23 protein-coding genes are annotated in these 23,333 nt (G+C 73.0%); 15 read left to right on the top strand and 8 right to left on the bottom strand.

All coding sequences use genetic code 11. The features are described from left to right. Positions 1-179: 179 nt before the first annotated feature. Positions 180-1,298 carry a class I SAM-dependent methyltransferase gene (locus Q1K33_RS09240; protein WP_300403123.1) on the bottom strand — a complete coding sequence of 373 codons (1,119 nt, stop codon included), beginning with the start codon at positions 1,296-1,298 and terminating at the stop codon, positions 180-182. 79 nt (positions 1,299-1,377) lie between these two features. On the opposite strand from Q1K33_RS09240, the gene Q1K33_RS09235 reads away from it, so the two are divergent. Then, entirely contained in the window at positions 1,378-2,166 is a 789-nt protein-coding gene (locus Q1K33_RS09235; RefSeq protein WP_300403121.1) for an oxidoreductase, read from the top strand. Between the two features lie 336 nt (positions 2,167-2,502). On the opposite strand, the gene Q1K33_RS09230 is transcribed toward Q1K33_RS09235, so the two are convergent. Together Q1K33_RS09230 and Q1K33_RS09225 are read right to left on the bottom strand one after the other, a co-directional pair. Beyond that, positions 2,503-2,862, bottom strand: a complete 360-nt coding sequence (locus Q1K33_RS09230) for a hypothetical protein (RefSeq protein WP_300403119.1) — start codon at positions 2,860-2,862, stop codon at positions 2,503-2,505. A gap of 66 nt (positions 2,863-2,928) precedes the next feature. Further along, positions 2,929-3,720, bottom strand: coding sequence for an HAD-IB family hydrolase (locus Q1K33_RS09225; protein WP_300403117.1), 792 nt, complete (start codon positions 3,718-3,720; stop codon positions 2,929-2,931). Positions 3,721-3,856: 136 nt separating this feature from the next. On the opposite strand from Q1K33_RS09225, the gene ssd reads away from it, so the two are divergent. From ssd to Q1K33_RS09190, 7 genes are all read left to right on the top strand, one after another. After that, entirely contained in the window at positions 3,857-4,930 is a 1,074-nt protein-coding gene (gene ssd / locus Q1K33_RS09220; RefSeq protein ID WP_300403115.1) for a septum site-determining protein Ssd, read from the top strand. A gap of 28 nt (positions 4,931-4,958) precedes the next feature. After that, on the top strand, positions 4,959-6,131 hold the full coding sequence (locus Q1K33_RS09215; protein WP_300403188.1) for a TadA family conjugal transfer-associated ATPase: 1,173 nt from the start codon (positions 4,959-4,961) through the stop codon (positions 6,129-6,131). Then, positions 6,128-6,955, top strand: coding sequence for a type II secretion system F family protein (locus Q1K33_RS09210; RefSeq protein ID WP_300403113.1), 828 nt, complete (start codon positions 6,128-6,130; stop codon positions 6,953-6,955). Before Q1K33_RS09215 ends, Q1K33_RS09210 begins: the two co-directional genes overlap by 4 nt. Further along, a complete protein-coding gene (locus Q1K33_RS09205; protein WP_300403111.1) occupies positions 6,952-7,671 on the top strand; it encodes a type II secretion system F family protein in 720 nt (239 codons plus the stop codon). The genes Q1K33_RS09210 and Q1K33_RS09205 overlap by 4 nt, the downstream gene beginning before the upstream one ends. Positions 7,672-7,827: 156 nt before the next feature. Continuing rightward, positions 7,828-8,040, top strand: coding sequence for a DUF4244 domain-containing protein (locus tag Q1K33_RS09200; RefSeq protein WP_300403109.1), 213 nt, complete (start codon positions 7,828-7,830; stop codon positions 8,038-8,040). A gap of 53 nt (positions 8,041-8,093) precedes the next feature. After that, a complete protein-coding gene (locus Q1K33_RS09195) occupies positions 8,094-8,438 on the top strand; it encodes a TadE family type IV pilus minor pilin (protein ID WP_300403107.1) in 345 nt (114 codons plus the stop codon). Next, on the top strand, positions 8,435-8,803 hold the full coding sequence (locus tag Q1K33_RS09190; protein ID WP_300403105.1) for an Rv3654c family TadE-like protein: 369 nt from the start codon (positions 8,435-8,437) through the stop codon (positions 8,801-8,803). The genes Q1K33_RS09195 and Q1K33_RS09190 overlap by 4 nt, the downstream gene beginning before the upstream one ends. 32 nt (positions 8,804-8,835) lie before the next feature. Here Q1K33_RS09190 and Q1K33_RS09185 read toward each other — a convergent pair whose 3' ends face one another. Together Q1K33_RS09185 and Q1K33_RS09180 are read right to left on the bottom strand one after the other, a co-directional pair. After that, complete coding sequence (locus tag Q1K33_RS09185) at positions 8,836-9,138, bottom strand: hypothetical protein (RefSeq protein WP_300403103.1); 303 nt, start codon at positions 9,136-9,138, stop codon at positions 8,836-8,838. Positions 9,139-9,147: 9 nt separating this feature from the next. Continuing rightward, a complete protein-coding gene (locus Q1K33_RS09180; RefSeq protein ID WP_300403101.1) occupies positions 9,148-11,493 on the bottom strand; it encodes a DEAD/DEAH box helicase in 2,346 nt (781 codons plus the stop codon). A gap of 258 nt (positions 11,494-11,751) precedes the next feature. On the opposite strand from Q1K33_RS09180, the gene Q1K33_RS09175 reads away from it, so the two are divergent. Both Q1K33_RS09175 and Q1K33_RS09170 read left to right on the top strand, forming a co-directional pair. After that, positions 11,752-12,084: an anti-sigma factor antagonist gene (locus Q1K33_RS09175; protein WP_300403099.1), complete on the top strand. Its 333-nt coding sequence runs from the start codon at positions 11,752-11,754 to the stop codon at positions 12,082-12,084. A gap of 213 nt (positions 12,085-12,297) precedes the next feature. Further along, positions 12,298-14,631, top strand: a complete 2,334-nt coding sequence (locus tag Q1K33_RS09170; protein ID WP_300403097.1) for a sodium-translocating pyrophosphatase — start codon at positions 12,298-12,300, stop codon at positions 14,629-14,631. A 110-nt stretch (positions 14,632-14,741) separates the two neighbouring features. Here Q1K33_RS09170 and Q1K33_RS09165 read toward each other — a convergent pair whose 3' ends face one another. After that, positions 14,742-16,064 (bottom strand): HAMP domain-containing sensor histidine kinase, encoded by a 1,323-nt coding sequence (locus Q1K33_RS09165; protein WP_300403095.1) that lies wholly within the window; start codon positions 16,062-16,064, stop codon positions 14,742-14,744. A 119-nt stretch (positions 16,065-16,183) separates the two neighbouring features. Continuing rightward, entirely contained in the window at positions 16,184-16,864 is a 681-nt protein-coding gene (locus Q1K33_RS09160) for a response regulator transcription factor (RefSeq protein WP_300403093.1), read from the bottom strand. Positions 16,865-17,015: 151 nt separating this feature from the next. On the opposite strand from Q1K33_RS09160, the gene Q1K33_RS09155 reads away from it, so the two are divergent. Then, entirely contained in the window at positions 17,016-17,699 is a 684-nt protein-coding gene (locus Q1K33_RS09155) for a hypothetical protein (protein WP_300403090.1), read from the top strand. 80 nt (positions 17,700-17,779) lie between these two features. On the opposite strand, the gene Q1K33_RS09150 is transcribed toward Q1K33_RS09155, so the two are convergent. Next, positions 17,780-18,817 (bottom strand): Ig-like domain repeat protein, encoded by a 1,038-nt coding sequence (locus tag Q1K33_RS09150; RefSeq protein WP_300403088.1) that lies wholly within the window; start codon positions 18,815-18,817, stop codon positions 17,780-17,782. A gap of 128 nt (positions 18,818-18,945) precedes the next feature. Here Q1K33_RS09150 and Q1K33_RS09145 point away from each other — a divergent pair, with 128 nt between their 5' ends. From Q1K33_RS09145 to Q1K33_RS09130, 4 genes are all read left to right on the top strand, one after another. Further along, complete coding sequence (locus tag Q1K33_RS09145; RefSeq protein ID WP_300403086.1) at positions 18,946-19,749, top strand: metallophosphoesterase family protein; 804 nt, start codon at positions 18,946-18,948, stop codon at positions 19,747-19,749. Positions 19,750-19,778: 29 nt separating this feature from the next. Next, a complete protein-coding gene (locus Q1K33_RS09140; protein ID WP_300403083.1) occupies positions 19,779-21,278 on the top strand; it encodes a class I SAM-dependent methyltransferase in 1,500 nt (499 codons plus the stop codon). A 40-nt stretch (positions 21,279-21,318) separates the two neighbouring features. Beyond that, a complete protein-coding gene (locus Q1K33_RS09135) occupies positions 21,319-22,482 on the top strand; it encodes a DUF2510 domain-containing protein (protein ID WP_300403080.1) in 1,164 nt (387 codons plus the stop codon). A gap of 214 nt (positions 22,483-22,696) precedes the next feature. Continuing rightward, positions 22,697-23,333: toprim domain-containing protein (locus Q1K33_RS09130; protein ID WP_300403078.1), on the top strand; the 637-nt coding region annotated here is incomplete at its 3' end.

Here is a 23,333-nt window from a genome sequence, read left to right as displayed (position 1 = left end):
GCCATGTGTGACGGGTCGATGGTGACGACGCCGACCCGTCCGCCATGTGTGACGGGTCGATGGCGATGGCGCCGACCCGTCCGCCATGTGTGACGGGTCGATGGCGATGACGCCGACCCGTCTGCCATGTGTGACGGGTCGATGGCGATGACGCCGACCCGTCCGCCATGTGTGACGGGTCAGCGGAAGTCGATGAGCATCATGCCGGTGTCGTCGTCCGGGTCGTCCCACGCGACGCGTGGCATACGGTCGGCGGAGTCGGTCATCGGGTCGTGACCTTGGGTGGAGCCGCGACGCTGCAGCTGTGAGCGCGCGATCCCGGCCGCCACGTAGTCGGCCACCGAGATCGGCACGGTCGGCTCGAGCAGCGGGTCGATCTCCGGGTCGGGCAGGTCGAGGGCCGGGTCGAAGGAGGCGCCGACGCGGGTGCGGGTCAGCAGGGACCCGGGCTCCGTGCCGTCGCCGTCGTCGGACTCCGCGGGGGAGCGCTCGGGCGCGGGGGCGGGCTTCGGCCGGGGCCGCGGTCGCGCCGCGCTGCGGAAGCAGCGGGTGCGGTAGGGCAGCTGCATGCCGTCCATGCCGCGGCCGTAGTCGTCGTAGAGGGCGAGCAGCTTCTCGATCGTGTGCTCGCGCTCGGCCTCGCCCATCGTCGCGACGTTGGAGCGTGAGGCGACCAGGTCGACGATGCTGCGGCGGTTGACCTGCTGCCAGTAGGTGAAGGTCGCGTCGTCGACCTCGCCGAAGAGCGGCGAGGCGCTCACGTCGGCGGCCGGCTCGACGAGGTGGTCCTGGTTGCCGATGATCCGGCCGAGCTTCTTGACCCACGGGATCCGCTCGTCGCGCTCGTTCCAGACGAGCGCGAGCTGCCCGCCGGGCTTGAGGACCCGCGAGATCTCGTCGAGCGCGGCCTCGCTGTCGAACCAGTGGAAGCACTGCGCTGCCACGACGACGTCGACCGACGCGTCGCCCAGGGGGATGTCCTCGGCGCCCGTCATCGAGGTGCGGACGCCGGGCAGGTCGCGACGCAGCAGGGCGAGCATCGCCTCGTCGGGCTCGCTGGCGTGCACGTCGTGGCCGGCCTCGACCAGGAGCCGGGTCAGCTTGCCGGTGCCGGCGCCGAGCTCGAGCACGGTGAGCTGGTCGCCGCCCGAGGTGCCGGAGGCGTCGTCGGCGTCGTCGGGGACCGTGCCGGTGATCAGCCAGGAGACGGCGTCGCGGGGGTACGACGGCCGCCCGCGGTCGTAGGCGTCGGCGACGCCCCCGAAGGAGCGCGCCCGGTGCTGGAGGTCATCGCTCATGGGTCGCGATGCTACGGCTCGTGACGCTCCCGATCGGGTCGGCACGCCGCCCCGTCGTACGGCGACCTAGGCTCGCGGGGTGAGTAGTGCAGCTCCTCCCCCCGGCCCTTCAGCCAGCGCTCCGCCCGGCCGCCCCGACCCGCTGGCCTGGCTGGTCGCCCTCGAGGGTGTGCCCTCGGCCTACGCGGCCACCCGCGACGGCATCGACGTGATGCTGCGCGACCGCGGGCTGCGCCGTACCTCCCCGGAGACGACCGCCGAGTCCCTGCTCCGCGGCGCCCACGCGAGCGCCGTGCTCGAGGGCTCCTCCTCCACCCTCGCCGAGGTCCGCGAGGGCGCCGGCGACGAGGTCGCCCGCGACGCGGTCCGGGTCTCCACCGAGCTGCTCTCCCTGGTGCCGCGGGTGCGGCAGTCGCCGCTGCAGGCCTTCGCCCGGATCCACGCCCTGGCCGCGACCGGCTCCGTCGAGCCTGACCGGCTGGGTCGACCGCGCGACCCCGAGGCGGCCGGCCGGTTGCGCGACATCGCCACGGTGGCGACGTCTCAGGGGTCCGAAGGTGCCGCGCCGGCGCTGCTGGTCGCGGCGATGGTCCACGCCGAGCTGATCTCGGCCGCGCCCTTCGTCTCCCACAACGGCATCGTCGCCCGCGCCGTCGAGCGGCTGATCATCGTGGCGCGCGGTGTCGACGAGAAGTCGCTCTGCGTGCCGGAGGCCGGGCACCTCGCCCTGCGACCGGCGTACGAGTCGAACCTGAGGGGGTACGCCGAGGGCGGCGCGGCCGGCGTGCATGCATGGGTGTTGTACGGCGCCGAGGCGTTCGCCGCCGGCGCCGAGGCGAGCCCGCTGCGGCGGGCGGCGGCGGAGTAGCCAGCAGGTCGCCCCGCGGTGCCGGGCGACCTGCTCCGGACATGCAGGTGGCGCCCGAGTCATCAATGTCTCGAGCGCCACCGCTGACACGTGAAATCCGCTGGCTACCAGGCGTGCTGTCTCAATTGCTGCCTCGGGAGTATCCCGTCGACATGCGCCCTCAAGAAGGGTGGATCGCCGCGTGGGTACCCGGTTTCACGTGCTGCTGTTGAGTTGTTCTGAGGTCTTGTCTACGCCTGTCGCCAATCACCTTCAAGAGTCGCAAGGGCTTGACTTTTGGCCGAGGGGCGAGGTGACCCAGATCACACCCCAGATCACACCATGGGTCGGAGTGGGTCAGGGGCCGAGCAGGCGCTGACGGATCTCCCGGCCGTTGGGAGGCTGGCTCAGTCCGAGGTCGCCGGGCTGCACCGTCGTGCCGTCGAGGGTGCGGCCGGTGAGGTAGAACGTCACCCGGTCTGCGCCGTCGCCGAGCAGCGGCTCGAGCACCCGCCGTACGGTCCGCAGGACCTCGAGGAACGTCGGGGTGTCGCTGACGTCGACGACTCCCGACACCGCGCCCGACGAGTGGGGCTGGTGGTTGAAGACCAGCGAGGACTGGACGACTCCGGGCAGCACGCGCACGGCGTCGCCGATGGTCTCGGTGATCGCGGCAGCGCCCGGGCGCCCGCCCAGCATGCGTGAGAGCAGTCCCATGACGTCCGTCCTTCCCCACTTTCGCCCGCGGTAGTCCTGATGGTCGCCGGTCGGTGCAGCCGGTGCTCAGCCGACGCGACGCTTGCGCACGTTGACCCACACGACCCCGCCCACTGCGACCGCGCCACCGACGGCGACGGCGGCCAGGGTGGGCTTGGCGGGCGGCAGCGGCATCCGGCTGCGCAGCGCCACCGGCTTGGTGAAGACCAGCACCGGCCAGCCGCGCTCGGCCGCGGCCTTGCGCAGGTCGCGGTCGGGGTTGACCGCGTGGGGGTGCCCCACCGCGGCGAGCATCGGGATGTCGGTCACCGAGTCGCTGTAGGCGTAGCACTGCGCCAGGTCGTAGCCGCGCTCGGCGGCGAGCGCCTCGATGGCGCGGGCCTTCTCCTCGGCGTAGGCGTAGTAGTGGATCTCGCCGGTGTAGTGGCCGTCGACGACCTCGAGCTGAGAGGCCACGACGTGGTCGGCGCCGAGCAGGACGCCGATGGGCTCGACGACCTCGGTGCCCGAGGCCGACACGATGACGACGTCGCGCCCGGCGAGCTGGTGCTCGGCGATCAGGGTGACCGCCTCGTCGTAGACGATCGGGTCGACGACGTGGTGCAGCGTCTCGGCGACGATCTCGCGCACGGTGGCGACGTCCCAGCCGGCCACGAGGGAGGACATGAACGCCCGCAGCTTCTCCATCTGGTCGTGGTCGGCGCCTCCGACGAGGAAGACGAACTGGGCGTAGACCGACTTGAGCACCGCGCGGCGGGAGATGAGGCCGCCCGCCTGGAACGGCTTGGAGAACGCGAGCGTGCTCGACTTGGCGATGATCGTCTTGTCGAGATCGAAGAACGCCGCGGTCGGCCCCATGTCGCCATCGTAGGGGCACAGCCATCGGCCCGCTGCCTACCCACGAGTCGTCCACAGGCGCGCTCCGCGCCCCGTTGTCCACAGGCTCGGTGCGCAGGGCTCGAACGCGGCGGTACGGCGGGGCAGCGTGACCTCCATGCCCCTTGCTCATCCACCCCTCGTCGTCACCGCCTCGCCCCCGCTGCGCGACGACCTGCTCCGCCTGGCCGCGGCCGCCGGGATCGCGCCCGAGGTCACCCACGACGTGAACGGTGCCCTGCGGGGTTGGTCCTCGGCCTCGGTGGTCCTGGTCGGCGCCGACGTCGCGCCGGCCCTCGCCGACCTGGCCCCGGAGCGTCGCGACGGCGTGCACGTCATCGCCCGTGAGGCCGACGGGCCGGTGGACGGCGCGCTCTTCCAGGTCGCGCTGCGGCTCGGCGCCGAGGGTGTGGTCGACCTGCCCGGCTCGGCGGCGTGGATCGTGGAGCGACTGACCGACGCCGGCGATCCGGGTGCGACACGGGGCCTGGTCGTCGGGTTCCTGGGCGGCTCGGGTGGGGCGGGGGCCACCACGTTGGCCTGTGCCGTCGGTCAGGCGGCGGCGCGACGGGGCCCGACGGTCGTCGTCGACTGTGATCCCCTGGGGCCCGGCATGGACCGGGTCCTGGGCCTCGAGGATCGCGATGGATCGCGGTGGGAGGCGTTGTGCCAGACCACCGGACGGCTCAGTGCCCGTGCGCTGCGCGACGCCCTGCCCCAGCGTGACGGGCTGCGGGTCCTGACGTGGCAGGCCGGCTCCACGGCGACGCCCCAGGCCTTCGCCGTGCGCGAGGCGCTCTCGGCAGCGCGGCGCGGGCACGACGTCGTCGTGGTGGACCTGCCGCGCACGATCGACTCCCTGGGCGAGGAGATCCTGGCTCGCTGCGACGCCGTGGTCATGGTCGTCGTCCCGACGGTGCCCGGTGTCGCGTCGGCGACCCGGCTCGCCGCCCGCCTGGCCGACCGAGCCTCACCGGGCATCGTGTTGCGGGGCACCGGGGTCGCCGAGCACGACATCACCCGGGCGACCCGTCTGCCCGTCGTGGCTCGGGTGCCGCAGCAACGCGGCCTCAGCGAGTCGATCGACCTCGGCCTCGGACCGGTGCGCTCGTGGCGCAGTCCGCTGGCCCGCACGTGCTCGGCCCTGGTGGACGACCTGACCGACCTCGCCGGTAGACGGGTCGCGGCATGAGTCCGGCCGCGGGACGGCCGTGAGCGCCCTGGTGGCCGCGGTGCGCGAGCGGCTCGCCTCCTCGCCGGGCGAGCTCACACCGCACCGCGTCGCGGAGGCCCTGCGCGCCGCCGGACGTCCGGTGGGGGACGCGACGGTCCTGGAGGTCTACGAGGCCCTGCGTCGTGACGTCGTCGGGGCCGGCCCGCTCGAGCCGCTGCTGCGGACGCCGGGTGTCACCGACGTGCTGGTCAACGGACCCGACGACGTCTATCTCGACCGCGGCGACGGTCTCGAGCGCACCGACGTCACCTTCGCCGACGAGGACGCCGTACGCCGGCTCGCCCAGCGCCTGGCCGCGCACGCCGGTCGCCGCCTGGACGACGCCACGCCGTACGCCGACCTGCGGCTCGCCGACGGCACCCGCTTCCACGCGGTGCTCGCGCCCGTGGCCCGGCCCGGCACGGTGATCTCGCTCCGCGTGCCCCGGCCGGCGGGCTTCACCCTCGACGACCTGGTGGAGACGGGCATGGTCGCCCCGGAGCTCGCAGGTCTGCTGCGCCGCGTGGTGGCGGCTCGGCTCGCCTTCCTGGTGACCGGGGGCACCGGCACCGGCAAGACGACCCTGCTCTCGGCGCTCCTGGGCGAGGTGGGCGTCGACGAGCGGTTGGTGCTCGTCGAGGACTCCTCCGAGCTGCGACCACGCCACCCGCACGTCGTGGCGCTGGAGGGTCGTCCCGCCAACGTCGAGGGCGCGGGCGCGATCGACGTCCGCAGCCTGGTGCGCCAAGCGCTGCGGATGCGGCCGGACCGGTTGGTGGTCGGCGAGGTCCGCGGGGGAGACGTCGTGGAGCTGCTCGCCGCCCTCAACACGGGTCACGAAGGTGGGTGCGGCACCCTGCACGCCAACTCGGCGCACGACGTACCCGCCCGGGTCGAGGCTCTCGCCCTGGCTGCCGGCCTGGGGCGCGAGGCCGCGCACAGCCAGCTCGCCTCCGCCCTCGACGTGGTGCTGCACCTCGAGCGCGACCGCACCGGGCGTCATCTGGCGCAGGTCGCGGTGCCGACACGAGACGAGCGTGGTCTGGTCGAGATGAGCCTCGCGGCCGAGACGAGGGCATCGCCCGTCGCCGCGTCGCCCGCGGCGGGGGCGCGGGTCGTCACCGAGGGCCCGTCCCTCGATGCTCTCCTCGCCCTGCTGTCGAGTCGGCAGCGGCCGTGAGCGCGAGCGGGGCGATCGGGGTGCCCGCGCTGCTCGCCGTGGTGAGCGCCGGGGTGGCCGCCGCCCTGCTATGGCCGGGCCCGGGCCTGCTGTCGCTCGGTCCCGCCCGCGCCGGGTTCTCGGGGCGTGAGCCGGGCGGTCGGCGTGGGGTGACGACGCCCCTCGTCGTCGTGACGTGCGGGGTGCTGGCTGCTGCGGTGCTGCCGATCCAGCACGTCGTCCTCGCCCTGATCGCCGCGGGCGCCGGCTGGGGCGGGGCCCTCCTGGTGCGTCGGCGCCGAGCGGCGAGGGCGGCCGAGCAGACGTCGGTGCGCCTGCTCGAGGCCTGCGAGCAGCTGACCGGGGAGCTGGTCGCTGGCCGTCCGCCGAGCGCGGCGCTCGAGCACTGCGCCGCCGAGTGGGACGCGATCGGTCCGGTGGCCGAGGCGTTCCGGGTCGGCGCCGACGTGCCCGATGCCTGGCGCCAGGTCGCCGAGCGGCCCGGTGCCGCCGATCTGCGCGTCGTCGCCGCCGCGTGGCAGGTCTCCCACCGCACCGGAGCCGGCCTCGCCTCCGCGCTCGAGCACGTCACAGTCGACCTGCGTGCCCAACGCGCGACGCGACGGGTCGTGGCCGGCGAGCTCGCCTCGGCCCGTGCCACCGCACGACTCATCGCCCTGCTCCCCGTCCTGGCCCTGACCTTCGGGGCCGGGACCGGCGGCGACCCGTGGGGCTTCCTGCTGAGCCACCCCGTAGGGCTCGGGTGCCTGGCGCTGGGTCTTGCCTTCGCACTGGCCGGGTTGGCCTGGATCGAGGCGCTGGCGCGCGAGGTCGACCGACGGTGACCGGTGCCGTCCTGCTGGGCGTCGTCGCAGCCGCGGGCGCCGTGGCGCTGGCGGTCCCACCGCGGGGTCAGCCGACCCGGACGCCGTCACCCGGTCCGCAGCACGAGGACCCCGGGTGGCTGCTGCGACACCGTCTGGTCTGGTCGTTGCTCGCCGGGATCGGCGCGCTCACCTTCGTGGGCGGCGCGGTCGGTGGACCGGCCGGGCTGGGGACGGCCGCGGTGGTCTGGGTCGTGATCGGGCGCTCGGAGACCCCCGCCACCCGCGCCGAGCGGGACGCCGTACGGCGTGACCTGCCGGCCGTCGTGACGCTGCTGGCGGACGCCCTGCGTGCCGGGGCCGACCCCGGCGAGGCGGTGACGGTCGTGGCCGACGCCCGGCCGGGCCCGGCCGCAGAGCGTCTCGCCGCGGTCTCGGCGCGCCTGCGCCTCGGTGGCGACCCGTCGCTGGTGTGGAGCGACCTGGCGCGCGACCCGGAGCTCGCCACACTCGGGCGGACGATGGCGCGCGCCCAGGCGACCGGAGCCCCGGTGGTGGCGGCCGTCGAACGACTCGCCACCGATCTCGCACGTGCCGCGCGCACCGCCACCGAGGACAAGGCGCGGGCCATCGGGGTCAAGGCAGCGGTTCCGTTGGGGCTCTGCCTCCTGCCGGCCTTCGTCCTGATCGGGATCGTGCCGCTCGTGGCCGGCCTCGTCCTGTCCCTGAGCTGGTGACGATCGAGCCGGTCCTACCCACGAGTCGCCCACAGCGCGCCCCAGCGAGCGGTCGTCCACACCCCGTCGCCGCGACCCTCGTGTGCCGGCCCGTCAGGGCGGAGGCTTCTTGTCGGCGGGCCGCAGCGGGTGGCCCCGACGAAGGGAGCACGACCGATGACCGACACCCACGCAGAGACGACCGAGCTCAGCTCCACCGGGACGCAGCGTCGCGACGAGCGGGGCATCACGACGGCGGAGTACGCCGTGGGCACCGCGGCGGGGGCGGGGCTGGCCGGGCTGCTCTACACGATGCTGTCCGGCGGCTTCGGCGACAAGCTGCTGACCACGCTCTTCGACCACGTGCTCTCACTGCTCGGGGTCGGGTGAGCCAGCGGCCCGAGAGGTCACGTCGAGCCGACCGCCGCAGCGAGCGTGGCGCCGTGACGGCCGAGCTGGCGATGGCGCTGCCGATCCTGGTCGCGCTGACGGTCGGCCTGGTCTGGTTGCTCTCCCTCGGGGCTGCTCAGCTGCGGGTGATCGACGCTGCCCGGGAGACCGCGCGGGCCGTGGCTCGTGGCGACGCGGTCGCGACAGCGGTGGCGGCAGGTGAGCAGGTGGTGCCGGACGGGGGGCGGGTCGTGGTCCGGTCCAGAGGTGACGGTGCTGGAGGTCAGGTCGTCGCCGAGGCGACGGCGCAGGTCTCCGGGCCCGGCGGCCTCTTCGCGATGCTGCCTCCCGTCATCCTGCACGCCGAGGCCGTGGCCGGCGCCGAGGAGTCGCCGTGAGTGCGACTTGTGTCAGTCGGCGCATCGACGAGCGAGGGGCGGCCACCGTCGTGGTGGTCGCCCTGCTCGGGCTCCTGCTGGTGCTGGGCGCGGCGCTCGCCGTGGTCGGCGGCATCTTCGCGGCGCACCGTCGTGCCCAGGCCGCCGCCGACCTGGCCTCGCTGGCCGGGGCGGCTGCGGTCGTGGATGGTCGCGACGTCTGTGGCACGGCTGCCTCGGTCGCGGCGGCCAACCAGGCCCGCCTCGTCACCTGTGTCCCTCACGGGCGCGAGGTCCGGGTGACGGTCTCGGTGAAGGGCCCGCAGTGGCGAGGACTGTCCACCGGCGACCTCGTCGGCGAGAGTCGAGCCGGGCCCGCTCCGTGACGCGGATCGGCCTTCGGCCTCGGAGGCCGCGCTCAGCGGTCGTCGTCGAGGTCCTTGCGACGCTCGGCCTCGGCACGGTCGAGCTTCTCGGAGAGCTCTTCCATCTTCTTGTTCTCCTTGCGCTGCTTGAGCTCGCGCCGGATGCCGTACTTGCTGATGGAGCCTCCCCACAGCACAGCCGCCCCGGCGACGATGCCGAGGACGAAGAGGGTCGTGGTCCCGATGTCGATCCCGATGATGTCGATGGTGCCGGTCGTGCTGACGTCGGTGGCGAAGACGCCGAGCAGGATCAGCACGACGCCGACGAGGATGACCAGCAGGCCCAGGATCAACATGGCCCGAGGCTACTGGGTCGAGCAGTCGAGCAGCAGCCCCAGCAGCGCCGCGGCGCCTGCCTTGTCGAGGGGGTTGTTCTGGTTGCCGCACTTCGGCGACTGCACGCACGACGGGCACCCGTCGGAGCACTCGCACGACACGATCGCCTGCCGGGTGGCCGTGAGCCACTGGCGCGCCGCTCGGTAGCCCCGCTCGGCGAAGCCGGCACCACCCGGATGGCCGTCGTGCACGAAGACGGTCAACAGGCCGGTGTCGGCGTGACGCGCCGTCGAGACGCCACCGATGTCCCAGCGGTCGCACGTGGCGAAGAGGGGCAGCAACCCGATCGCACAGTGTTCGGCGGCGTGCGCGGCACCGGGGAGGTCCGTCCCGGCGGGCAGCACGCCGGCGAGCAGGTCGTCGGGCACCGTCCACCACACCGCCGTGGTCTCGAGGGTCCGCTCGGGCAGGTCCAGGAGCTCCTCGGCGACGACGTCGCCGGAGGGTTGACGGCGCTTGAGGTAGGAGATGACCTGGTGGGTGACCTCGACGTCGCCCAGGGACAGCCGGCACCGCCCCCACTCCTGGTGCTCGCGCTCGGTGGTGATGGCGATGTCGGTGATCTCGCGGGCCGACGTCGTGTAGCCCGGGAAGCCGGGCGGGCAGCACGTCATCGTGGCCACGCGGTCCTCGAGGTCGAGCTCGTCGACCAGCCACGTCTCACCGCGGTGCAGGTAGACCGCGCCGGTGTGGGCCGTGCTGTCGACCCGGCCACCGTCGACCGTGCCGACGACGCGACCGGTGCCGGACTCGACGAGCGAGACGGGCAGGCCGCCGGCCGAGCGGATGTCGGTGAGGTCGGCGGCGCGCTCCCGGTCGGTCCAGTACCACCCCGCCTGCCGGCGGCGCAGCAGTCCGGCGTCGGTCAGGGCGAGCGTCACGTCGCGCGCACGAGGCCCGAAGAGCGGCAGGTCGGCAGCCGTCAGCGGGCGCTCCTGAGCCGCCGCGCACAGGTGCGGGCCGAGCACGTGGGGGTTGTCCGGGTCGAAGACCTGCGCCTCGACGGGGCGTCCGAGGAGGGCGTCTGGATGATGCACCAGGTAGGTGTCGAGCGGGTCGTCGCGGGCGATCAGCACCCCGAGCGCGTCCTGGCTGCCCCGGCCTGCCCGACCGAGCTGCTGCCACAGGGCGGCACGGGTGCCCGGGAAGCCCGCGACCAGCACGGCGTCGAGGCCGTGGATGTCGATGCCGAGCTCGAGGGCGTTGGTCGCGGCCAGCCCCACGATCTCCCCGGAGCGCAGCGCCGCCTCCAGCGCACGGCGCTCCTCCGGCAGGTAGCCGCCGCGGTAGGACGCGACCCGTGAGCTCAGCTCGGGCGCCACCTCGTCGAGGAGGGAGGCCGCGGTCAGCGCCACCTGCTCGACGCCCTGCCGTGAGCGCACGAAGGCGAGCGTCGGCACGTCCTCGGCGACCAGGTCGGCCAGCAGGTCCGCGGTCTCCGAGCTCGCGGCGCGTCGTACGGGGGCGCCGTTCTCGCCCTCGAAGCTCGTCAGCGGTGGCTCCCAGAGCCCGAGCGTGAGCTCGCCGCGCGGCGAGGCGTCGTCGGTCACCGCACGCACGGCCAGACCGGTCAGCCGAGACGCGGTGAGCGCCGGCTCCGCGGTGGTGGCCGAGGCGAGCACGAACGTCGGGGTGGCGCCGTACGACGCGCACAGGCGCCGCAGCCGGCGCAGCACGTGGGCGACGTGCGCCCCGAAGACGCCCCGGTAGTGGTGGCACTCGTCGACGACCACGTAGCGCAGCGCGCCGAGGAACCCCGCCCAGCGCTCGTGGCCGGGGAGGATCGAGCGGTGCAGCATGTCGGGGTTGGTCAGGACGTACTCGGCGTGGGCCCGGGCCCAGTCGCGCTCGTCGCGACTGCTGTCGCCGTCGCAGGTCGTGATCCTGGTGGGCAGCCCCAGCTCCAGCAAGGACGACAGCTGGTCGTGGGCCAGCGCCTTGGTGGGCGCCAGGTAGAGCGTCGCGGCGCCGTGTCGACCGCGCGTGCCGTGGGGGCCGCGCTGCTCCTGGGCGGCGCTGAGCGCCGGCAGCTGGTAGGCCAGCGACTTGCCGGACGCCGTACCGGTGGAGACGATCACGTGCTCGCCGGAGTGGGCGGCGTCGGCTCCCGCCACCTGGTGCCTCCAGGGCTCGACCACTCCCCGCTCGACGTAGGCACGCCGTACGTCGGGATCGACCCACGTGGGCCACGGCGCCGTCCGTGCGTGCCGGGCGGGCACCCGCTCGACGTGGGTGAGACGTCCGTCCCGACCCGGCGCAGCCGACAGCCGGTCCAGGAGGCCGGCCACCGATCGGGTTGCTGCAGGCCGGGGCATGGCGACGATTGTGGCAAGGCGCGCCGACATCCTGGAGTCGGCCCCGCAGAGCCCCGCAGAGCCCCGCGGAGCCCGGCGGACCGTCGGACAGGCGCTGTACAACGGCGAAGCTTTTGTCCAGAGATGTCCGGAGTGTGCCGCGATTCTCTCCCTCCGGTGGTCGCGCGCGCAGACGCCATGGTTTGATACACCAGGCTGAGGCTCGGGATGTGTGCGCCCGGGATCGGCTCCCCCTGCACCGTGCCTCTGGGAGAACACGTGGACCTGACTCTGGAAACGCGCGACGTCGATGGGCGCACCATCGTCGCGGTCGGCGGCGAGATCGACGTCTACACCGCCCCCAAGCTGCGCGACAAGATCACCGAGCTCGTGGCCGCGGGCACCTATGACCTCGTGATCGACATGGAGGCCGTCGAGTTCCTCGACTCGACCGGTCTGGGTGTGCTCGTGGGCGGGCTGAAGAAGGTCCGGGCCCACGACGGCTCGTTGCACCTGATCTGCAACCAGGACCGGCTGCTGAAGATCTTCCGCATCACCGGCCTGGCGAAGGTCTTCGTGATCCACGAGACCGCCGAGGCCGCTCTCGCCTGACGGTCGCCCTGACGGGTCACCCTGGTCGGTCGATCGGACCTGCCCCGGCCCCGGCCGGGACTCTCGTGGACCCCGTGGGAGTGCGACACGCTGTGGCGCGCGTCACATCCTCTGTCCCTGCGGCGCCTCGTTCTGCGTAAACTCCCGAGCGTCCGGCATGACGTAGGTCACATCGGCCGCGCATGACGCTTTTTCCAACGCAGGAGGAAATAGATGCCCGGGATCTCTCCCGTACTCGCCGTCGACGTCTCCGGTGGCAACCTCGTCCTGGTCATCATCGTCGCCCTGATCTCCCTGGGTGCCCTCGCGATGGCCTACGTGTTCCGCAACGAGGTCCTGGCCGCCGCCGAAGGCACCGAGAACATGAAGAACATCGCCCAAGCGGTGCAGGAGGGCGCCGACGCCTACCTGCAACGACAGTTCCGGACCCTGGCGATCTTCGCCGGGGTCGCGTTCTTCGTCCTGCTGGTCCTGCCGGCCGACGACACGACCGTGCGGATCTTCCGCTCGATCTTCTTCATCCTGGGCGCCGGCTTCTCTGCTGCGGTCGGCTACCTCGGCATGTCCCTGGCGGTGCGGGCCAACCTGCGCGTGGCGGCCGCTGCCAACGAGCCCGGCCCCGGCGGGCGGGAGAAGGCGATGGCCATCGGTCTGCGCACCGGCGCCATGGTCGGCATGCTGACCGTCGGGCTCGGCCTGCTCGGCGCCAGCCTCGTGGTGATCTTCTTCCAGGACTCCGCCCCCGACGTCCTGGAGGGCTTCGGCTTCGGAGCCGCGCTGCTCGCGATGTTCATGCGCGTGGGAGGCGGCATCTTCACCAAGGCCGCCGACGTGGGTGCCGACCTCGTCGGCAAGGTCGAGCAGAACATCCCCGAGGACGACCCGCGCAACGCCGCCACGATCGCCGACAACGTGGGCGACAACGTCGGTGACTGCGCAGGCATGGCCGCCGACCTCTTCGAGTCGTACGCCGTCACCCTGGTCGCCGCGCTGATCCTCGGCTCGCAGGCCTTCGGCGACAAGGGCCTGGTCTTCCCGCTGCTCATCCCCGCCATCGGAGCGCTGACCGCGGTCGCGGGCGTCTACCTCACCCGGCCGACACCAGGGGTGAGCGGTCTCAGCACGATCAACCGCTCCTTCTACCTGTCCTCGGGCATCGCCGCCGTCGCCAGCGTCATCCTCGCCTTCGTCTACCTGCCCACGAGCTTCGCCGACTTCTCCAACCTCCCCGTCGACAACCCGCTCGACCTGACCGGATCGCCAGAGGGCAACCCAGCCCTGATCGCGGCCGCGGCCGTGGTCATCGGGATCGTGATGGCGGCCGGGATCCTGGCGCTGACCGGCTACTACACCGGCACCGAGTACGAGCCCGTCAAGGGCGTCGGGCGGACCTCGCTCACCGGCGCCGCGACCGTGATCCTCTCGGGGCTCTCGGTCGGGTTCGAGTCCGCGGTCTACACGACGCTGGTCATCGGTGCGGCGGTCTTCGGCGCGTTCCTGCTCGGCGGCGCGTCCTTGACGGTCTCGCTGTTCGCAGTGGCCCTCGCCGGTTGTGGTCTGCTCACGACCGTCGGCGTCATCGTCGCGATGGACACCTTCGGCCCGGTCTCCGACAACGCCCAGGGCGTCGCGGAGATGTCGGGCGACGTCAGTGAGGAAGGAGCCCAGATCCTCACCGACCTCGACGCGGTCGGCAACACGACGAAGGCGATCACCAAGGGGATCGCGATCGCGACCGCCGTACTCGCGGCGACGGCACTGTTCGGCTCCTACGCCACCGAGGCGTTCGAGGCGCTCGGTGAGGCCGGGATCACCGACGAGGAGGAGGCGTTCGGCGAGCTCTTCGGCTTCTTCGTCTTCGACCCCTCGGTCCTGGTCGGGGTGCTGCTCGGCTCCGCCGTGGTCTTCCTCTTCTCGGGCCTGGCGATCAACGCGGTCGCCCGCGCTGCCGCAGCGGTGGTCTACGAGGTCCGTCGTCAGTTCCGCGAGATCCCCGGCATCATGGAGGGCACCGGTCGCCCCGAGTACGGCAAGGTCGTCGACATCGTCACCCGCGACTCCCTGCGCGAGCTCATCACGCCCGGCATCCTGGCCGTCTTCGCCCCGATCGCCGTCGGCTTCGGCCTCGGGGTCACCGCCCTGGCCGGCTTCCTCGCCGGTGCGATCGGCACCGGCACCCTGATGGCGGTCTTCCTGGCCAACGCCGGAGGCGCCTGGGACAACGCCAAGAAGCTCGTCGAGGACGGCAACCACGGCGGCAAGGGGTCCCCGGCCCACGAGGCCACGATCATCGGCGACACCGTCGGCGACCCGTTCAAGGACACTGCCGGTCCCGCGATCAACCCGCTGATCAAGGTGATGAACCTGGTCTCGCTGCTCATCGCCAGCGCGGTCGTCTCGCTGTCGATCGGCAAGGACGAGAACGACGCGCTGCGGATCCTCATCGCCCTGGGTGCGGTCGCGATCATCGCGGCGGCGGTCGTCATCTCAAAGCGCCGCGAGTCCACCTTCGGCGAAGACGTCCCGGTGGCCGAAGGCGCCGCCTGAGTCGTCCCTCGGCGTCGGCCCGCTGCCTGGACGGGGATGTCCCGGGCGGCGGGCCGTCGTCATCTCGGTGGGCGCAGGCATCGGCCCACCCTGCGTACGACCTGCTCTCCCTACCGAGGCAGGTCGATGACGAAGGCGGCACCGCCCTCGGGCGCCCTGCTGACCGCGATCGTCCCGCCCAGGCGGTCGACCAGGCGCGCAGCCAGCGCCAGCCCCACGCCCTGACCTCCACGGTCCTGTCCTGGCTGCCCTGGCTGCCCGGCGTACCGCTCGTGCAGCGCGCCCGGCACGAAGGCGACACGGGCGTCGTCCTCGGTGAGTCCGGGGCCGGAGTCACGGACCTCGACCCGTACGGCGGCCGCGGTCGCGCTCGCCTCGAGCGCGACCCGATCGCCGGGTGAGCAGACCCGCACGGCGTTGTCGAGCAGCGCGTCGAGCACCTGACGCAGCCGCTCGCCGTCCGTGTCGAGCACGACCGGTACGGCGTGGGTCACGAGCGCGAGCCCTGCTCGCCCGGCCCGATCGGACCAGGCCCGGTGCGTGGCCGCAAGCACCTCGCCCACGTCGACCGCTCCCACGTGCAGCGAGAAGTCGTCGGCCTGCAACCGGGCGAGCGCCAGCAGGTCCTCCACGTACCCGGCCATCCGATCGGCCTCGGCCCGCATCGTCGTGGCCACGTCGCCGACCTCGTCGGGCGGCACGACCCCGTCCGCGAGCGCCTCGGCGTACCCGCGAACGGCCGTGAGGGGGGTCCGCAGCTCGTGCGAGACCGACAGGAGGAAGTCCCGCTGCCGCCCCTCGCTGCGGCTGAGCGCCTGGTCCAGCGCGGTGAGGGCCGCCGCTACGTCGTCGACCTCGCTGGTGCCGGTCGGCGCGAGCGTGATGCCACGTTCGCCGGCCGCGAGTCGTCGGGCGGCCTCGGCGGTGCTGGTCAGGGGCCGTCCGACGCGCGAGGCGACGAACCACGCGACCCCGAGCGCGGCCAGGAGCCCGAGCGTGATGGCGAGCAGCACTCGACGACGCAGGGTCGCCGAGGCCTCGTCGACGAAGGCCGCGTCGGTCGCCAGGACGAGCGCACCGCCGTCACGCAGCGCTCGGGCCTCGATCACGACCGACTCGCCCTCGAAGACGCCGTCGGTCGAGACCGGCTGCCCGGCCGTGAGAGCTGCCCGTTCGGCGGAGGTGAGCACTGCGGCGACCCCCGTGGTCGATCCGTCGGTGTCCACCAGACCCACGCTCAGCTCGGCGCGAAAGGCGGCCGCCGGCCCCCTGCTGAAGCCCGGCCCGGTGACCGGCACGACCCGGGCGAGGAAGTCGGCCTGCCGGCTCAGCGGCTCGCGTACGGCGTCCTCGGTCGCGGAGCCGAGCAGGGGGGCGGTGAGCAGCCCGGCGAGGAGGGCGGTCAGCAGGGCGACACCCCCCATCGCCACCATCAGGCGCCGGTGGAGGCTGCCGAGCAGCCGGGGGCGGCGTCTCGTGCGCGCTGGAGGTGGACCGGGAGGCGACCCAACAGGCGGTGGGGTCTGCCGGGGTGGGGGCGGTGGTGGCCGGGTCACGGCACGGCCCGGTAGCCCACACCGCGGACCGTCTCGATCGGTGCTCGCGTGCCGAGCTTGGCGCGCAGCTGCGCGACGTGCACGTCCACCGTGCGACTGCTGCCGTAGTCGGCGACGCCCCAGGCGGTGGCGAGCAGCTCGGCACGCTCGACGACCCGCCCGTCGGCGTCGAGCAGCGCCTCCAGGAGGTTGAACTCCGTGGTGGTCAGGGCGACCTCCTCGCCCTCGAGCCGGACCCGGCGCGTCGCAGGGTCCAGCTCGACCGGGCCGGCGGTGAGCAGGCGGCCTCCCTGGCGAGGTTCCCCGCGGCGCAGCACCGCCTTGACCCGAGCCACCAGCTCGCGCGGCGAGAAGGGCTTGGTGAGGTAGTCGTCGGCGCCGATCTCCAGGCCGACGATGCGGTCGGTCTCGTCGTCACGGGCGGTCACGAAGAGCACGGGTGTCCAGTCACCACACTCGCGCAGCGCTCGGCACACGGCGACGCCGTCGCGGCCGGGAAGCCCGACGTCGAGCACGACGGCGACCGGACGCAGCCGTGCGACAGCGGCGAGGGCGGCGTGCCCGTCGGTCTCCACGTGCACCCCGAAGCCCTCGCGGGTCAGGTAGCGCCGCTGGATGTCGGCGATCGCGGGCTCGTCCTCCACCACGAGGACCAACCCGCGCGGCGACGTCTCCATGCGGCCACGCTAGTGCGAAGAGGGCAGCACCGTCGCCGGACGCAGACAGCCCTGACACAGCCCGAACATTCGCCAGACGTGCACGCCACCTGGGCGTTGCACGGTGAGGTCGTCAATCAGACCGGCACCACCCGAGCGAAGGGAGCACGTCGTGCTCATCAGGATCATCACAGCAGCCACTGCCGGCCTCGCCGGTATCGCCGCCACGGCCCTGGTCGTCGTCGTCCAGCAGCCGGACGCCGTACGTCTTGATCAGAGTGCTGCATCCGCGGCCACGTTCGCGACCGAGCCCGAGCCCGAAGCGGTCACCGACGAGCGCGACGAGGCCGACTGCCGACCACTCGGCTCTCGGCTGCCCGAGGCCCTGCGCGAGGACCTCGAAGCGCTGCGAGACCTCGACCCCGACGAGCGGGCGGACGAGCTCGACGCGATCCGGCAGCGCGCCCTGGACGGCGAGTACGGGGACCGGGCGCAGGAGCGCGCGGACCAGCTCAGCGGGCAGTTCGACGGACGCTTCGACGGACGCTTCGACGGGGCTCTCCGCGACCGGGTCGAGGCCCGGCTCGACGGGCTGCCCGAGGCCCTGCGCGAGGACCTGCTGGCCGTGCGCGAGCTCCCGGTCGAGGACCGGCGTGGTGCCGTCGAGAAGATCCACGAGGACGCCCTCGCGGGGAGCTACGGGGACGAGGTCCAGGATCGCGCCGAGACGCTGGGTGAGCGCGTCGAGGACCTCCGGGAGCGCTTCGGCGACCGACGTGGCGACCAGGGGAGCCGGTTCGGGGGTCGTCTCGGCGCCCACGTGCCGGGCGCCTCGCTCGGGATCTGCCTCGACTGATCCACCAGTCCTGCGTCGCCGGGTGATGGTCCTCCCACCATCCCCCGGCGGCGCCGGCGGCGGCGAGGGTCAGGGGCAGGTCACTTGTGGGTCACCGTGATCGTGACCGGCGACGACTGGGCGCGCGAGTAGGCCTTCGTGCCGGTGTACGTCGCCACGACCGGGTGGGTGCCCGGCTTGAGGCGCTTGAGCCTCACCGTCGCGCGTCCCGTGACGGTGGAGGCCTGGCCGGTGCCGACCTTGCGCCCGCCGTCGCGGATGACGACCTTGCCCGACGGGGTGCCGCTGTCGGCGCTGCTCAGCTCGATCTCCACGACGGCGCGCTTCTTCTTGGTGATGCTCGCCCTCTTGACCCGCAGGTCGATCTCGGAGGCCAGCTTGTCGACGGGACCGGTGGCGGCGACGCCGGTCGTCGGGGTGTGCCCGGCGCGGGTGGCGACCACGACGACCGCCATCTTGCGACCGGCGTCGGTCGCCGTCAGCCGGTAGCCCCGGTCGTCGGCGCCGGCGATGGCCTGCACGTTCTTCTTCCCCTGGCTGCGGTACCACTGGTAGTCGAAGCTCAGCTCGGAGAAGTCGGCCCACTCGCCGGGGTCGGCGGTCAGGGTCTCGCCGAAGCGCGTCGACCCGCTGATCGTGGGTGGCGTGGTCGGCACCGGTGCGTCGCCGATCAGCCCGGTGACCGGCTCGCTGGTGGAGACGGTCGACGCGAGCAGGAGCACGGTCCCGGTGGCGTCGACGGTGATGGCGGCGTCGATGTCGGCCGGCGCGACGACGTACGTGCTCTCGGTCGCGTCCTCGATGTCGACGCCGTCGCGCTGCCACTGGTACGACGTCAGGGTCACGGGGTTGTCCCACGTCGGCTCGACGGAGGTGAGCGTCTCGTCGACCTTCGGGGTGCCGGTGATCGCGGCCGGGGTCTCGGCGACCGGTGCGGCTCCCGGCACGTCGGGCAGGCACGGCAGACCCGGCACGGGCACGCACGTCTCCCGCGGCAGTGGTACGGCGGCGCTCGCCGACGCGGTCAGACCGGTGAGGGCCGTCGTGGCGACGAGAGCCGCGACGGTGCAGGCGAGGGCGCCGCGGGAGGCGCGTCGGGTGAGGGGAGCAGGTGACATGGCGGGACCTCCGGGGTGCCCCGCAACGGTGCGGGGGAGGATGCGGGGGGACACCACTGAGGGTAGGCCGTGCGAGGCCCGGGACGACGCGAATCGGGTGACGGCCTGCGCACTGACACACTGGCGCCATGACCCGGGAGCGGCTCGCCCTCATCTCCGACGTCCACGGCAACCTGACCGCCCTCGAGGCGGTGCTCGCCGACATCGACGACCGCGGCATCACCCGGATCCTCAACCTCGGCGACTTCGTCGGCAAGGGTCCGCGCGGTCGCGAGGTGGTCGAGAGGTGCCAGGAGCGCTGCGAGGTCAACATCCTCGGCAACTGGGACGACTTCCTGCCCGACCCCGACCGGCCGGACGACGCGGCGCTGCGGTGGTGGGCCGACCAGCTCTCGCCGGGTCAGGGCGACTGGCTGCGCGGCTTGCCCTTCTGCCACGACCTGCTGATGAGCGGGCGACGGATCCGACTGATGCACGCCTCCTCGGAGACCGTCCACCGCCGGGTGCGCTACGTGAAGTCGCAGGAGGAGTTCCTCGGCCAGTTCGTCAACACCCCGGCCACGATCGCCGCGGTCGGCGACGGGCCGGTCCCCGACATGGTGGGGTACGCCGACATCCACGAACCCTTCTACGAGACCCAGCTGGAGGGCCGCACCCTCTTCAACACCGGCAGCGCCGGCAACGCGATGGGCGACCCGACCGCGTCGTACGTCGTGCTCGAGGGGCTGCTCGACGAGCCCGGCCCGGCCCCGATCTCGATCGCCTTCGTGCGCGTGCCCTACGACGTCGGGGCCGAGCTGGCCCACGCCCGCGAGGTCGGCTGCCCGCAGTACGAGGGCTACGAGGCGGAGCTGAGGCTGGGGCTCTACCGTCGGGCACTCGACGACTACCGCGCCGGGCGCCTCGCGCTCAGCGACTACTACCACTCCTGAGAAGGGGCACTCGTGAGGCAGACGCACCGATGACCTTGGCGAACACCGCTCTGGCGGGCCCGCTGCGCGCAGCGCTGCTGGCCGCCGACTTCACCTACGAGGGCACCGCCGACCTGCTCGGCACCCGCGCGCACGACGCCCTGGCCCGCAACGAGACGACGCCGGGACTGCGCCGTACGACGGGAGGCAGTCCGCTCGAGACGCTGGTGCGCCTCTTCCTGCTGCAGACCACCGTGTCGGTCGCCGATGCCGAGGCCGCCCTGCCCGGTCTGGTCGACCGCCTCGCCGTGGCGGGACTGCTCGAGCAGAGCGTGAGCGAGGTGCGCGCGCGCCTGGACTGTCGTCCCTACGGCACCGACGACGACACCCCGCTGTGGGTGGTCAGCGACCTGACGCCGGGCCTCGACGGCGGACCCCAACGGGTCGTGGCCGACCACGTCCTCGGCATCAGCCCTGCCTCCACGTCACTGGCCCAGCTCACCCTGCGCGAGCCGGTCGGCTCCGCGCTCGACCTCGGCACCGGGTGCGGGGTGCAGGCGCTGCACCTCGCCCGGCACGCGCAGCGCGTCGTCGCCACCGACGTCAACGCCCGTGCCCTGGCGGTCGCCCGGTTCAACGCCGCCCTCAACGACGTCGCCGACGTCGTCGAGGTGCGCGACGGCTCCTTCTTCGAGCCCGTGCGCGACGAGCGCTTCGACCTGATCGCCACGAACCCGCCGTTCGTGATCTCGCCGGCGCTGCACCACCAGCGGGGCGAACGCCTCGTCTACCGCGACTCCGGGTTGCCCGGCGACCGCGTCGTCGAGGACATCGTCCGCGCCGCCCCCGCCCACCTGACGCCCGGCGGGTGGTGCCAGATCCTGGCCAACTGGGTGATCGCCGCGGACCGTCCCTGGGACGAGCGGCTGTCCGAGTGGATCGCCCCCGACCACGACGCGCTGGTGGTGCAGCGCGAGGTCCTCGACCCGTCGGCCTACGTCGAGCTGTGGCTCAAGGACGCCGGGCAGCACGGCGCCGCCGACTACCTGCAGCGCTACGACACGTGGTTGTCGTGGTTCGACGAGCAGGGGATCGAGGCGATCGGGTTCGGATGGATCAACCTGCGCGCACCGGGCGGGAGCGCACCGGCGCCCCGCGCCCGCGTCGAGCTCCTCGAGTGGCCCTACGACGTCGAGCAGCCGATCGCGCCCGCGATCGGCGACTGGGGTCGGGCCGACCCCAGTGCCGTCACGCTCGACTCCCGACTGGTCGCCCGCGCGGACGTCGTGCAGGAGACGGTGGGTGCAGTCGGGGCCGAGGACCCGTCGACCATCGTGCTGCGCCAGCAACGCGGGCTGCGCCGCGCCAGGCAGGCCGACACCGTCGAGGCCGCGCTGGTCGGAGCCTGCGACGGTGAGCTGAGCGTCGGGCAGATCCTGGACGCGGTCGCCCAGCTGCTGGGGCACGACGCCGACGAAGCGGAGCGGGTGCGCACGACGTACCTGCCGGTGGTGGCGGAGCTGGTCGCGGAGGGCTTCCTGACGGTCTGACCGACCCCGTCACCCGAGACGCGCCGGGTAGCCTCGGAGCGTGGCAGCTGCTGGTTGGTACCCCGATCCGTCCGGTCAGCCGGGTGCGTTCCGCTACTGGGACGGCGACGTCTGGAGCGAGACCCTGGCCGACACGCCGTACGGCCCGCCGCCTGGTGGTGTCGCGCCACCGCCCGCGCCACCGGCCCCGCCCGCCCCCACCCAGCCGATCGCGACCAGCCCACCTCCGCCGCCTCCTCCGGGAGGCTTCGACCAGCCCACCGTCGTGCCCGGGGGTACGCCGTCCGGGGGCGGAGGCTTCCAGTCGTACGCCGCGATCGGGCCGCTCGGGCCGCCGAGCCCACCCTCGTGGGAGGGCCAGGTCCCGCCGCCGAGCAGCCCCGGCAACGGGTCGGGCCGCACCGTCGGCCTGGTGCTGGTGGCCGTGGCGACGACGCTGCTCCTCGGGATCGCCACGTTCTTCGTGGTCGGCGCCCTCGTGGACGAGGACGACGCGGGCGCTCGCAGCACCGCGACTCCCGCCCCGACCGTCGAGCCGACCCCGCAGCCCGACGACCCCGACCCCACGCCGGAGGCCTCGCCGGACGCCCCGCCCACAGAACAGCCGACCGAGCCCAACCCGGAGGGGCCGAACCCGGACGGGCCGTCGGTGCTGCAGTGCACGGGCGGACTGCCGGAGCAGGGCGTCACCGGTGAGCGGGGGCGCTTCATCACCGGTGGTGGCCTGCGGGTGCCGAAGCCGGCCGACTACGAGTCGGCCCTCGACCAGGGCTCGGCCTTCACCTTCGCCGACGGCGTCTTCGCTCCCTCGAAGATCATCGAGCAGGGCCTCACCTCCGGGTGGGTGGCCACCTACGCGCTCGGGAGCCTGAGCCGCGGCAACGGGTTCGAGTCGCCGCGCCAGGCCGCCGAGGTCGTGGTGCAGTGCATGGCCGGCTCGCCGAACTTCTACTCCGACTTCACCGGCAGCACCGAGCTCGACTCGACCGAGACGGTGGTCGACGGGGCCCCGGCCTGGAAGCTGACCCAGGAGATCCGGATCGACGACCCCGAGCTCAGCGTCGAGGGCGACATCGCCAAGGTCGTCGTCGTCGACACCGGCGACCCTTCGTCGTACGCGCTGTTCGTCAGCGTCGTGCCGATCGGCGACCAGGCGATGATCGACGCCCAGGACGCGGCGGTCGGGGAGCTCGAGCTCCGGTGACGGGCGGCGCCCCTCGACCGGCCTCGGGCAGGAGGCCGACGGGAGGCCGGACCGGTCCGCAACCACCCAGCGCCGCCGGTCGGGTGGACAGCACGCGCTACCGTGATCGGCCGTGAGCACCTTTCTCGGGTGGCTCGCGCCTCCGAGCGGTGCCGCCCGGAGCCCACCCGAACGCCCCACGTTCGACCCAGCAGAGAAGGAAAGTGACCAGTCCGTGGCACACAAGTTGGTGATCGTCGAGTCCCCGGCGAAGGCCCGCACCATCGGCGGGTACCTCGGCGACGGCTATGTCGTGGAGTCCTCCATCGGACACATCCGCGACCTTCCCAACAACGCCGCCGACACCCCGGCCAAGATCAAGGACAAGTCGTGGGGCCGGCTCGCGGTCGACGTCGAGGACGGCTTCACGCCCTACTACGTCGTGCCGCGTGACAAGAAGTCGCACATCTCCAAGCTCAAGTCGCTGCTGAAGGACGCCGACGAGCTCTTCCTCGCCACCGATGAGGACCGCGAGGGCGAGGCGATCGCCTGGCACCTGCTTGACGAGCTCAAGCCGAAGGGCATCCCGGTCAAGCGGATGGTCTTCCACGAGATCACCAAGGCCGCGATCCTCGAGGCCGCCGACAACCCGCGCGACATCGCGATGGACCTCGTCGAGGCGCAGGAGACCCGCCGCATCCTCGACCGCCTCTACGGCTACGAGGTCAGCCCGGTGCTGTGGAAGAAGGTGATGTCCGGGCTCTCGGCCGGGCGCGTGCAGTCGGTCGCGACCCGCCTGGTCGTCGACAAGGAGCGGGAGCGGATCAAGTTCAAGCTGGCCTCCTACTGGGACCTCGAGGGGACCTTCGACC

This window comes from Nocardioides sp. (assembly GCF_029937575.1).
Taxonomy (GTDB): Bacteria; Actinomycetota; Actinomycetes; order Propionibacteriales; family Nocardioidaceae; genus Nocardioides.
Note: the sequence above shows the minus strand (reverse complement) of the source record. Positions and strands in the feature narration are given on the sequence as shown.

Excerpts from the sequence above, each read along its gene's own strand:
- Q1K33_RS09240 (WP_300403123.1), bottom strand. The coding sequence starts at position 1,298 with ATGAGCGATGACCTCCAGCACCGGGCGCGCTCCTTCGGGGGCGTCGCC.
- Q1K33_RS09230 (WP_300403119.1), bottom strand. The coding sequence starts at position 2,862 with ATGGGACTGCTCTCACGCATGCTGGGCGGGCGCCCGGGCGCTGCCGCG.
- Q1K33_RS09225 (WP_300403117.1), bottom strand. The coding sequence starts at position 3,720 with ATGGGGCCGACCGCGGCGTTCTTCGATCTCGACAAGACGATCATCGCC.
- ssd (WP_300403115.1), top strand. The coding sequence starts at position 3,857 with ATGCCCCTTGCTCATCCACCCCTCGTCGTCACCGCCTCGCCCCCGCTG.
- Q1K33_RS09200 (WP_300403109.1), top strand. The coding sequence starts at position 7,828 with ATGACCGACACCCACGCAGAGACGACCGAGCTCAGCTCCACCGGGACG.
- Q1K33_RS09185 (WP_300403103.1), bottom strand. The coding sequence starts at position 9,138 with ATGTTGATCCTGGGCCTGCTGGTCATCCTCGTCGGCGTCGTGCTGATC.
- Q1K33_RS09180 (WP_300403101.1), bottom strand. The coding sequence starts at position 11,493 with ATGCCCCGGCCTGCAGCAACCCGATCGGTGGCCGGCCTCCTGGACCGG.
- Q1K33_RS09170 (WP_300403097.1), top strand. The coding sequence starts at position 12,298 with ATGCCCGGGATCTCTCCCGTACTCGCCGTCGACGTCTCCGGTGGCAAC.
- Q1K33_RS09165 (WP_300403095.1), bottom strand. The coding sequence starts at position 16,064 with ATGGTGGCGATGGGGGGTGTCGCCCTGCTGACCGCCCTCCTCGCCGGG.
- Q1K33_RS09160 (WP_300403093.1), bottom strand. The coding sequence starts at position 16,864 with ATGGAGACGTCGCCGCGCGGGTTGGTCCTCGTGGTGGAGGACGAGCCC.
- Q1K33_RS09150 (WP_300403088.1), bottom strand. The coding sequence starts at position 18,817 with ATGTCACCTGCTCCCCTCACCCGACGCGCCTCCCGCGGCGCCCTCGCC.
- Q1K33_RS09145 (WP_300403086.1), top strand. The coding sequence starts at position 18,946 with ATGACCCGGGAGCGGCTCGCCCTCATCTCCGACGTCCACGGCAACCTG.
- Q1K33_RS09140 (WP_300403083.1), top strand. The coding sequence starts at position 19,779 with ATGACCTTGGCGAACACCGCTCTGGCGGGCCCGCTGCGCGCAGCGCTG.